The 11,228-nt window shown below is 35.7% G+C and carries 7 protein-coding genes and 1 pseudogene; 5 read left to right on the top strand and 3 right to left on the bottom strand.

Annotated features, from left to right (window positions below):
- Window positions 1-95: 95 nt before the first annotated feature.
- A pseudogene (locus JOD02_RS11295) lies at window positions 96-388 on the bottom strand (helix-turn-helix domain-containing protein); the annotation flags it as partial.
- Window positions 389-600: 212 nt separating this feature from the next.
- On the opposite strand from JOD02_RS11295, the gene JOD02_RS11300 reads away from it, so the two are divergent.
- Window positions 601-1,653 carry a LacI family DNA-binding transcriptional regulator gene (locus JOD02_RS11300; protein ID WP_204489621.1) on the top strand — a complete coding sequence of 351 codons (1,053 nt, stop codon included), beginning with the start codon at window positions 601-603 and terminating at the stop codon, window positions 1,651-1,653.
- 343 nt (window positions 1,654-1,996) lie between these two features.
- Here the strand turns inward: JOD02_RS11300 and JOD02_RS11305 are convergent, their stop codons facing one another.
- Window positions 1,997-3,685 carry a prolyl oligopeptidase family serine peptidase gene (locus JOD02_RS11305; protein ID WP_204489623.1) on the bottom strand — a complete coding sequence of 563 codons (1,689 nt, stop codon included), beginning with the start codon at window positions 3,683-3,685 and terminating at the stop codon, window positions 1,997-1,999.
- A 52-nt stretch (window positions 3,686-3,737) separates the two neighbouring features.
- Window positions 3,738-4,964 carry an MFS transporter gene (locus JOD02_RS11310; protein WP_204489624.1) on the bottom strand — a complete coding sequence of 409 codons (1,227 nt, stop codon included), beginning with the start codon at window positions 4,962-4,964 and terminating at the stop codon, window positions 3,738-3,740.
- A 655-nt stretch (window positions 4,965-5,619) separates the two neighbouring features.
- Between JOD02_RS11310 and JOD02_RS11315 the strand changes: the two genes are divergently transcribed.
- The 4 genes from JOD02_RS11315 to JOD02_RS11330 all read left to right on the top strand — a co-directional run bounded on the left by JOD02_RS11315 (window position 5,620) and on the right by JOD02_RS11330 (window position 11,046).
- On the top strand, window positions 5,620-7,359 hold the full coding sequence (locus JOD02_RS11315; RefSeq protein ID WP_204489626.1) for an ABC transporter substrate-binding protein: 1,740 nt from the start codon (window positions 5,620-5,622) through the stop codon (window positions 7,357-7,359).
- Between the two features lie 153 nt (window positions 7,360-7,512).
- On the top strand, window positions 7,513-8,448 hold the full coding sequence (locus JOD02_RS11320; protein WP_204489631.1) for an ABC transporter permease: 936 nt from the start codon (window positions 7,513-7,515) through the stop codon (window positions 8,446-8,448).
- Window positions 8,449-8,506: 58 nt separating this feature from the next.
- Window positions 8,507-9,394, top strand: a complete 888-nt coding sequence (locus JOD02_RS11325) for a carbohydrate ABC transporter permease (protein WP_243426530.1) — start codon at window positions 8,507-8,509, stop codon at window positions 9,392-9,394.
- A gap of 38 nt (window positions 9,395-9,432) precedes the next feature.
- Window positions 9,433-11,046: an alpha-L-arabinofuranosidase C-terminal domain-containing protein gene (locus JOD02_RS11330; protein ID WP_204489629.1), complete on the top strand. Its 1,614-nt coding sequence runs from the start codon at window positions 9,433-9,435 to the stop codon at window positions 11,044-11,046.
- The last annotated feature ends 182 nt before the right edge of the window (window positions 11,047-11,228 follow it).

Consider the following 11,228-nt stretch of genomic DNA (forward strand, 5'->3'; position numbering starts at 1 on the left):
TGTATGTTTAGTGATTTTGGATATCTATATCATACAGGATTTCTCACTATGGTTCTACTATTTTTTAGGTGTTGCATTTAATTTTACAACGAACCGTTTTCATTTTCCACAAGTAAGTCGACAAAATGGTTGAAGTTTACGTCACTGTATTTTTCGCTTTTTTAAGGTTAATGATGGTGTTTTTAAGTTCATCAGAGAGATCGTGCTGGGACTTTAGACCTCCGTTTTTGTGGATAATGAACGCAGGTCCTTCTTTAAAAACCCCCTTTTTCAACCTTATTACTTGGCGTTTACTGAGGTTTAGAAGCTCAGCTGCTTCTCTGATGGTTATGACTTTGTCGATTGTTTGGTTTATGACTCTTAAACGAGTCATTTCTTTTTGTGTCATATTGAATATCTCCTCTCTCATGTATGACGTTATATCAGAATAATTTCAATATGATTATTACAGAATAACAACAGGGTAGTATAAAATATTATTGACAAGATAACTAATATTATTGTACACTTTTTTCCGAGTATAACAATTTGACTAGATTTAATATGGTTCAGATTAATTATAAAATCAGTGTGAACTAGTCAGTTGAAGGAGATGTTTATATGGCACAGAGTAGTAAGAAAGGTAGCATAAAAATAATTGCAGAACGAACTAACCTTTCGCCGGTAACAGTTTCAATTGTACTAAATGGACGTGGTGATGAGATGCGAATTTCTAAAGAAACGCAGGAGAGGATATGGGAAGAGGCCAGGAAAATTGGATACCGGCCCAATATCTACGCTCGAAGATTAAAGAAGCAACAATATCAAAAAGATATAACTATGGTCATTGGGATATTGTGGCCGTCAATGTATTTGTCAGATTTGTTAGTGCGTTTTTTTAATGGAATTCAACACTGTATTTTAGAAAAGAAGATGAATATAGAGGTTATATATAAGCCGTATTATACTTCCCATATTAATGAGGTAGAAGATATATTTATTGATAACTTATTTAATGGAGTAATTGTAGTAGGAGCTTCGGATAGTGATATCGAATATATAGAAAAACTAAATAGCATAATGCCAATAATTGTATTTAACAGACAAAGCTCAAAATATAGTTGTGTACATGTAGATGATTATAGTATGGGTGAAAAGGTTGCTAAATTATTAGCAGCAAGAGGTCATAAAAAGGTCGGCCTGATAGGTGCAGAGATTTTTAATAGAAATTTTAGCATGAGGAAAATTGGATTTCTAGACGGATGTAAACGATATGGAGTACAAGTACTTGATCAACATATAGTCAGTGAGGTGGGTGTAGATATTGAGGCGGGAAGGAAGTGTATGGAAAAAATAATTGCCAGTGGTGATCTGCCAAGTGCTATTTTTTTACTCTCTTCTACTATGGCTTATGGTGTATATTCGGTATTAAAAGAAAAAGAATACCATATACCACAGGATATAGAAATTATAGGTTGCAGCGATATACCTACATGCGAATTGTTGACTCCTAAGATGACAGTTATTGATTTTTCCATAGAAAAAATGGTATTTAAATCTTTACAATTGCTTACTGACTTGACGAATGGTATTATCCAACAGCCTGTTAGTATTATTGAAGACAGCTATTTTATTATTCGGGAAAGTTGTGGTGGATTTCCCAAGGAGGAGTAAAGGTTGTTAATTCCCCATTGCTATTGTTGAATGATCTACTTAAATGGTGATTAAAATGAAATAAATTGCTACATCGATTAGGTATCAGAAATATAGTTAATATTTTTACACCAAAAAGGGGTTAGCCTTTTTAATGCATGTATTCGCAATTTAGAAAATTTATCTTTGTTTATGTAATTGCTTTAAGATGCAACAGTCTAAAGTTTTTTGTTTTTTGTTAATGTACTCCAATAAAAAGCTCCTTTCCGGCCAAACGCCATTAATGTTTACCAGAAAGGAGCTTTTATTATTTTTTGTTAAAAGTTGGACAGTTTAAATAATTTCTTAATGGCAAATGTGTTGATTAATTTCCCATTTTACTGTCGTTTAATGATCCATCTAAATTTCGGCTAAAGCGAGAAATAAACTGCCATGCTAATTCAGCATCAACATAGTGAACCTCATGGCCTTTACCGTGAGCTAGAACAAAATTATAATAATCTTTATGGCCATCAAGACTATAAAATTTATGAATTGAATATTTGTACTCTGGATATTCAGGACAGGGATGTATGATTTCGATAGTTTCGCCTTCTACTCCTATGCTATACTCACTATCTAGAGGCTTTTCTGGGGTTGGTAAAACAGCTATATTATTATACTTCTTCCATGTATCATATTGATACTGTTGTCCTGACCCCTTGGTAATTGGGTATTCGAATTCACGGGTACCGTACACATACCATATTGGCATCCGGTAGTTATATTTTTTTTGTAACTCGAGTCCAATAGTAATTGTTTTCAAATTTTTTTCCAAATTGAATTTATCGGGAGCAAAAGGCCCTGGCTTTACATATGGCCACATGGTATCAAAAGGAGCTGCTGCTGCAAATATTTCTGGATGTAATAGGCACATTACATGAGCCATTCCCGCACCATTGGAAAATCCAGAGATATATATTCTTGAACTATCAATAACATATTTGTTTTTCAGATACTGTATCAATGCCAAATAAAAATCTACATCACTGGGATAATCTGGATCTAAGTTGAGATTATAATTAATTCCATTGCTTGCCAACGGATAAACGGTGATAAAACCTTCTCTTTCACCAATTTCGTGCCATTTGCTCATATCTGCTGCTATCATAGGATTATCGGTAGCCCCATGGCTGAATATTAGTAAGGGTACTGGTTTAGTAGGATTATCGAGAACGACTTGAGGAACGTGTTCTAACCAACTATGTGGTATCCCATTGTTATCTCCTAATGAACAGTCGTTTAAATGTTTTTCGAAACGGCACTCTTCAACGTGAATACGTCTACATATATTGCCCTTGGGACTGGTATTTATTCTTCTTACTTGATAGAATAGATCAAACCAAATTTTCCGTACTAAACCACCTGTTAATTTTTGTATTTCGCCATTGATTATTGTTACTTTATGGAATGGATGGGTAGAATCCACATAAACGGTTAATGCATCTTTTGACATTTCTATGGTATCGGTGTTATTTAATGCTTTATAATAATTTATAAAGCCATTAGAGCAATCGGCCAATAAAGCGGGCATTGGTGCACCCATACTATGTGTTATTGTAGAAGGTATATTATTTCCTCCTACTAGAGCAACGGCTGCGATTAGCTCAGGATGAAGCGTGATAAAAGTGGTGGCCATTGCGCACGAATCTTGCCCAATCCCCATCAGATAATTAACATCATTCATAACTTTCCACTCAGGCCCTAAAATGCCTTTTCTTATATTTTCATGTATAGTTTTTAAGAAAGCAACATCGTCTACTTTACCAGGAGCAATATTGAAATTCCAACCGTTTTCTATGGGGTTAGGGAAAACAATTACTATATGGTATTCTTTGGCCAATTCTGATAAACCGGCAGCAAGTATTTCTTTTACAGATGTTTCCGTATTATCGTCTCTTAGAATTATTATAGAAGATGGCTTTGTTAAGCAATCCCATGTAGTATCTTCAACACATACAAAAGCGCTTCTTACCTGATCATTGATATCAAAATTTTTATAAAAAATCTTCATAATTTATTCAACTCCTTCCTCATATTATTTCCTTATGTTATATTTATGAGGTTTAATTTGTCTCAATATTAAACCTATTTCCATTTTTTAAAATGTTGTTTTTACGAGCTATCATTTGATTTATAAAAAATATAATGCCACAAAATAGGGTTAATAACGCTGTAAAAGAGAACGTTGTTTTATAGTTAAAAGTATCGGATAGGAATCCTCCTATCCAAGGTCCTATTCCTTGCCCGATATCTGCCCCTATGTAGAATGTGCTTGCTGCTACACCTCTCTTACTTTCATCCACCTTTTTTATAGATTCAGCTTGGAGTGCTACTTGTCCTCCGCCTTGTCCAATTGCTTTTAATATTGCTGCTAATATGATCATATTTAAGCTTGAAGCATATGCTAATAGAATCATAGAAATTGCTGCAATGACAAAGGAACCAGTTATCACTATGGTAAATCCTTTTTTATCTACTATCTTTCCTATTATCATACGTATCAGAAAAAGCACTAATGCATTTATTGAAAAGAACGCAGTATAGTTTTCTATATTTCTTTCATTGCACATAACCTTCAAGAAAGAACTTACGATGCCATTTCCAAATGAAAATACACCTCCTAATAAGGCATAAAACAGGACTTCTTGTGCTATCATACTATTAATGGTAAAACCTGATTTTTTGTTATTCTTTTCTTCTGTTTTTTGATTTTCCGTTTTGTTTGGGAACAACTTTATTAATAAAATTAATGCACACAATGATAACAAAGCAACGCTTACAAATAATATTTTATATCCAAAAGCTTGTTTCAGTAATTCACCGAGTCCTGGTCCTACAATTTGGGAAAATACTTGTCCTACCCCCAAATAACCGATACCTTCCCCTATACGGTTTTCTGGAATACACAAGCTTACTAAAGCAATATTAGTGGTACTGTTGATGCTGAAACCTATTCCGTGCATTACACGGAATAACAACAAAATCCCTACATTTGGGGAAAAGGCATATCCTAACGAAGCGGCAATAATTAGCATTATCGCCCATATACATATGTATTTTTTATTAAAATTATCGGCCATAATTCCTGCAAACGGTCTTACACATAGGGCTGTGATAGAGAATATACCTGCTATAATCCCTCCCATTACCAGCGTTCCGCCTAAAAAGTTAACAGAATAATCAACAATCATGGTATAAACCATATTAAAACCAATTGCTGATATCAGATTGACTAGTAGCAAAATAATATACTCCTTGTTCCACAAGTTTGTAGTTCCTTTGTTTGGCATTTTATCTTCCCCATTCTTCGTATTTTGGAGTGGTATTTACTGAATCTATTCATTCGATTTTACAAGCTACTCGGTTTAAATTTCTATTTAACAACTATTTTTTTAAAATTCTTTTACGTAATATAAACCATATACTAACTTACTCCTAAAATGCTATTTCGTTTTAACTTCTTTGTTTATTATAGTAGAGTGCTTTCATATTTGTCAATATCTTTAAATAATTTTAGTTGCCGCACTTTCCTTTAAAAAAGTATAATGTATATAATATCACAATTTTCAAATTTTTAATTTAAAGCGTTAAAAATATTCTTGACAAAAGTTGCTTAATCGTTATAATAAAGACTGAGAGGTGCAAAAGAGTTTGCAAAAATTATATAAGTAAATATAAAAATAGAATAGTTTTTAAAAACTAGATATAAAAAGGAAGGCGACATTTCTGTGCAAAAATAGGTAATGACGGTGAGAGAGTAAAAGCAAAGTAAGACACGTCAAAAAAGAGAGGTTGATTCTGAGATTTAGTTGGGAAACTAGATAAAGTTTACTTTAAAAAACTGGATATGAAGGATATCAACAGGAATTCAGCGTTTTGATAAGAATGAATTCCTGTTTGATATAGCCCAAATTACTACATCGAGATAAGGAGGGGTTCATATTTATGAAGATGGCTAAAAAACTGATTTGTCTAACTTTAGTTGCGTTGTTAGTATTGAGCTTAGTGGCGTGTGGAAAGTCGACGCAGCAATCATCCAAGGAGAGTGGTAAGGAGAGTGAGGTAGAAAATAAGACTGAAAATGAACAAAAGGAAGACAGCAAAGATAGTGGGAAACAAGAAACTGGAAGCCAGGCAGGCAAAGAAAAATGGGAACCTCAATCTGATCTGTCAAAGCATGTAACTATAACTTTAGCGGCGGTACAAGCTCAGGATGGTTATGATTATACTAATGGTGATGGTGTGGCTCAATATTATTCTAAAAAGTTCAATTACACACTAGAGGTTACAGCACTGACGTGGTCAAACTGGAATGAGAGATGTCGTATATGGATCAACTCGGGTGATATGCCGGATGTTTTAGTGTTTAACTTTACGCAGACCAATTATCCTGAAGCGGCAGGTTATGTTGAGCAGGGGTTATTGTATAAGTTGCCAGATGACTGGAAGAGTCGTTGGCCTAATGTTGCGAGGGTTTTCGAAGTGACAGGTTTAGGGCCGCAGATGGAAAAACAATTTGGTGGGACATATTTTCTACCCAGGGCTCGTTTCTATAAAAACATGATAAATGAACCAGGTGAACCAGTACCTGATCACTGGTCATTGTATATGCGTAAAGATTGGGCAAAGGCAGTTAATTTCCCGATAAAGAGCACGTATAAGGTTTCAGAGATTCTGGATTTTGCCAGGCTGATTAAAGAAAAAGACCCCGGCAATGTGGGCAATAAGCTTATCCCTATTAGTGCTGATCCTCACGCGGCAGTGTTGATGTTTATTCAGAGTAACAGCACGCACTATAATACGTTCTACAAGGACCCCAAAGATGGCCAATACAAGTGGGGCGGGGCATCTGAGGACACATTAAGAGGATTGAAGTTGATGGCACAAGCTTACAAAGAGGGATTGCTTGATCCTGATTTTATCACTTTGAAGCCTGAAGATAGCCAAGCTCCTTTTGATACGCAAGGTGTTGCAGCATGCAACTTTAACCAAGCGCCAACGGCAGCAATTCATCCCAATTTTATTAACAGATTCCAGGCCAATTTAGGTCTTGATCCGTTTGAGCACATCAATATGGCTACGGTTTTAGGTGAAGACGGTTATTATCATCAGAGGGACCTGATCAACTTCTGGGGGACAATAGTTTTCAGTCCCAATATAAAGAAAGAAGTATTTGAAAGATATATGGACATACTGGACTACAATGCTACAGAGGAAGGGAGAACGACGCTGTTCTTAGGGTTAAAAGATGTAGATTGGACGTATGACCAGAATGGGAAGATAATATCGCTTTATGATGAGAAGAAAGAAGGCCGTCCGCTTGGCGGCTCTAATGGAAAGTATCCGTCTTTAGGTTATACATTAGGAGCTATTGTATTGTTTGATGATTTTGCTTTTAATAATCCCAATCATGATCCAAGATGTTTGGAGATATCGAGGCAGCTTTATAAAGACAGGTGTGAGATATCAACACCCGAGACATTCACAAAAACGAATTGGGACTTGTATACTTTTGACTCTCCAAACATGAAGAGAGCACAATTTGATTATGATACCGAGTTGTGTAATTTGGTAACGATGCCAGGAGATATAGAGGAGAACTGGAAGAAATGGGTTGATTCAAAGATGCCGATAATTCAACCAGTGCTTGATGAGTTGAATGCGAAGCTAGGTTCAAAGAAGTAATGTATAATATTTAAGGAATTTAAGGAGGAGGCTTGTAGTAGTGGGGGGAGTGTAGGAGTTCCCCTTACTACTACAAGCTGTTTCAAAATGATAGAGATTGTGTTTAAGAAGGGGCATGAATATCGTATTTGGGAAGGGGTAGTGTTTGAGGGTATGAGGAATAGTACAGTGGCAAGGGGAAGAAGGAAACTATTTATAGAAGTATGGAAGATGAAAGAAGTCTATATTCTTCTTATTCCTGCAGTTGTGTGGTATATTATTTTTGCTTATATTCCCATTTATGGGTTGACACTGGCATTTAAGACGTATAAGGCTAATTTAGGTATTTTTAGGAGTCCATGGGTGGGTTTTGAGAACTATAAGTATGTATTTAGGGATCCTGCATTTTTAGAGTCTATATGGAGGACCATAGTTATAAATGCGGGGAGGATAGTATTTCAATTTCCCTTTCCCATAATATTAGCTTTGATGTTGAACGAAGTGCGAGTTAATAGATACAAAAAGGTTATACAGACGATATACACGTTTCCTCATTTTTTGTCATGGGTTATAGTGGCTAGCATCATGATAAATATTTTAAATACGAAAGGGATGGTAAATGCAATAATCAGCATGTTAGGAGGGGAACCGGTAAATTTTTTAGGGTCTACCAAATTATTTAAGCCATTATTGTATATAACGGAGAATTGGAAATCAGCTGGTTGGACGATGATAATTTATTTAGCGGCGATGGCTGGTATTGATACTGAGCAATATGAAGCAGCGATTATAGATGGGGCATCTCGGTTACAGATGATGTGGTATATAACATTACCGGGTATTAAGAGTACGATAGAGGTATTGTTGATTTTACAGATAGGGAATATAATGACGCAGGGTTTTGACCAGATATTTAATTTAAGTAATCCAGCGACAGCTAAGGTTGGTGAGATTTTAGACATGTACATTTACCGTGTTACATTTTTAGCAGCGGCTGACTTTTCTTATTCGACGGCGGTTAGTTTGTTTAGGTCGGTGGTGAACTTTATATTTTTGAATGTAGCTGATCGTGTTTCGAAGTTGCTGGGTTCAGAAGGGTTGTTTGCATAAAGCAAGAGAGGGAAAGGATGATTATAAGGAAAAAATGTTAAAAATGGAGGAAGGAATGATGGCAGCGAGTAAGGGGAAAGGGTTAGGGAAGAGAATAGAGACATTGGACGTTGTGTTGTTGATATTTCTTACATTTTGGGCTATAGTAATTATACTGCCATTTTTGAATGTGATAGGGATATCTTTTGCTTCGGAGAAGGAATATTACAATTCGATGTTGGTGTTGATACCGAAGGAAGCTACGCTGGAGAATTATAAGGCGTTGATTCGAGATGGGAGGATTTGGATAGGGTATCGCACAACGTTGTTATTGGTATTGATAGGGGTTTCGCTTAATATGTTTTTGACGACGTCGATGGCTTACGGATTAAGCCGGCCGAATTTGCCGTTTAGGAGATTTTTCGTTTATTTTATAGTATTTACAATGATGTTTAATGGAGGGATTATACCATTATACTTGCTGATGAAGCAATTGAATTTGATTAATACGCTATGGTCTGTAATATTGGCGACAGGGCTTAACTCTTTTTATCTTATAATTATGAGGAACTATTTTTTGTCGTTGCCACAATCGTTGGTGGAGTCGGCAAAGCTTGACGGGGCAAGGGAATGGCGGATTATGGTGAGTGTAATTTTGCCCATATCTATGCCGATTATAGCGACGCTTACGTTATTTTATGCGGTTGACAGATGGAATGAATGGTTTTTGGCAATGATTTTTATACGCAAGAGAGAGCTTTTGACGTTACAATTGGCTTTGCGTTCCATAGTTATGGAAAGTCAGGGGAGCGAACATTTTTCTGCATCGCAGACGGAGTTAAAGAAGTTTTCGCAGGGTATGAAGATGGCAGCGGTATTGATGACAATGGTGCCCATAATGTGTGTATTTCCTTTTCTGCAGAAATATTTTGTAAAAGGAATCCTTATCGGTGCTATAAAGGGTTAATAAAAAATAACAAAAATTTTATATATAGGAGGAGTTTTATGACAAAAACAGCAAAAGTGACTGTACATCCTGATTATAAGGTAGGTAAAGTAGAAAAGCGCTTGTTTGGGGCATTTTTAGAACCTATTGGGAATTGGGTGTATGGAGGTATATATAACCCCAAACATCCATCAGCAGATGAAATGGGCTTTAGGCAAGATATATTAGAAGCAGTAAAGGAATTTGGGATGCCTGCTATACGTCTTCCCGGGGGTAATTGGGTTTCAGGCTGGGAATGGAAGAATTCTATAGGGCCACTGGAAAATCGAAAAGTACAGTTGGACCTTGCGTGGTTTCAAATAGAGCCTAACATTATTGGGCTTGATGAATATTTAGAGTGGACAAAAAGGGCTAATACTGAACCTATGTTTACGATAAACCTTGGCACAGAAGATTTAAAGAGTGCTGCACATTTAGTAGAGTACTGCAGACATGAAGGAGGTACTTACTGGTCTGAACTGCGTAAAAAATATGGGCATTCAGAACCTTATCCTATTAAGATATGGTATCTAGGCAATGAAATGGATGGTCATTGGCAAATAGGTTCGTGGGAAAAAAATCCTGTAGGTTTTGGTATCTTAACTCACGAGGTTTCAAAAGTGATTAAATGGATTGATAATAAAGCAGAAACTGTTTTGTCAGGTGTTTCTGATTATTCTAAGCATTTTCCTGAATGGTTAATGAAAGCACTGGAGCAATGCTATGAATCTGTTGATTATGTATCAGTACACTATTACCATACAGCACCTGAAGGAGATATTGCTAATTATTTAAATGTTTCTTCTGTAATAGAGGAAAATATGAGGACTATAATTGCTATTTGTGATTATATACAGGCTAAAATTGGTATACCCAAAAAGATGTATATTTCATTTGATGAATATGGGGTTATGTTTGGGAAACAAGGGGAATTAACTTATGGCCGTAGGGGATGGAAAGATGCCAGCAAAGTTTTTATGCAATTTAGGCCGAGGGAAAACGTGTTTATTAGACATGAACCAGACAATTTTAGAAGAATAAGGCGAGTTTCTTATCAAATGTTAGAGGCGTTAGGCGTTGCTTCAATATTACTTGCTTTTATCCGAAATGCTGACCGAATTAAAATAGCTTGTATGACGGGAGGTTTAGGTGACGCAATTGCTTTCGATGGAGAACATGTCTGGAAGAATGCGGCATATTATCCATACTATCAGATGAATAAATTGGCAGCAGAAGGTGTGTCTATTATACCTGTAGTTAATGGACCAACATTTAATACTCAGCAATATGCTCTAAATGATTTCAATCAATGCCATTCTTTTGAGGGTGTACAAGCAATTGAAGCTGCAGCTGTATATCATGAGGAGAAAGAAGAGGTGGATGTATTTATAATTAATCGCTCAATTGAAGATGATATTGAAGTTACTTTGGATGTACGTGGTTTTGAAGATTATAAGCTTGTTGAGCATGTGGAAATGTATACAGATGACCTTACTAAAGGGAACAGTTTTGAGCATCCAGAAGTTATTGTTCCAGTAGTAAATACAAAAACAAAAATGGAGGACGGAAAGGTTATCGCTCTGACAAGGAAGTTATCATGGAATGTGATTAGATTAAGTAAAAGCGGTAGTTAAAAAGGAGTAATATTTTTGTAGAGTGTGGATGTAATTTTTAAAATTTTGTTATTTATATTAAAGAACACTCTCGAAAAGTAGATGGGAATTTTCACGAGAAAATTAGGAAAGGGTTATTTTGACCAAATTATAGTTTTGCAATCAAGGAAGATTAGAAATGTACCTTGAAAAATTAATATGGT

The sequence above is a fragment of the Caldicoprobacter guelmensis genome (assembly GCF_016908415.1).
GTDB classification, from domain to species: Bacteria; Bacillota; Clostridia; order Caldicoprobacterales; family Caldicoprobacteraceae; genus Caldicoprobacter; species Caldicoprobacter guelmensis.

Coding starts and splice junctions, on each gene's coding strand:
- JOD02_RS11310 (WP_204489624.1), bottom strand. CDS start 4,964: ATGCCAAACAAAGGAACTACAAACTTGTGGAACAAGGAGTATATTATT.
- JOD02_RS11315 (WP_204489626.1), top strand. CDS start 5,620: ATGAAGATGGCTAAAAAACTGATTTGTCTAACTTTAGTTGCGTTGTTA.
- JOD02_RS11325 (WP_243426530.1), top strand. CDS start 8,507: ATGGCAGCGAGTAAGGGGAAAGGGTTAGGGAAGAGAATAGAGACATTG.
- JOD02_RS11305 (WP_204489623.1), bottom strand. CDS start 3,685: ATGAAGATTTTTTATAAAAATTTTGATATCAATGATCAGGTAAGAAGC.
- JOD02_RS11300 (WP_204489621.1), top strand. CDS start 601: ATGGCACAGAGTAGTAAGAAAGGTAGCATAAAAATAATTGCAGAACGA.
- JOD02_RS11330 (WP_204489629.1), top strand. CDS start 9,433: ATGACAAAAACAGCAAAAGTGACTGTACATCCTGATTATAAGGTAGGT.
- JOD02_RS11320 (WP_204489631.1), top strand. CDS start 7,513: ATGAGGAATAGTACAGTGGCAAGGGGAAGAAGGAAACTATTTATAGAA.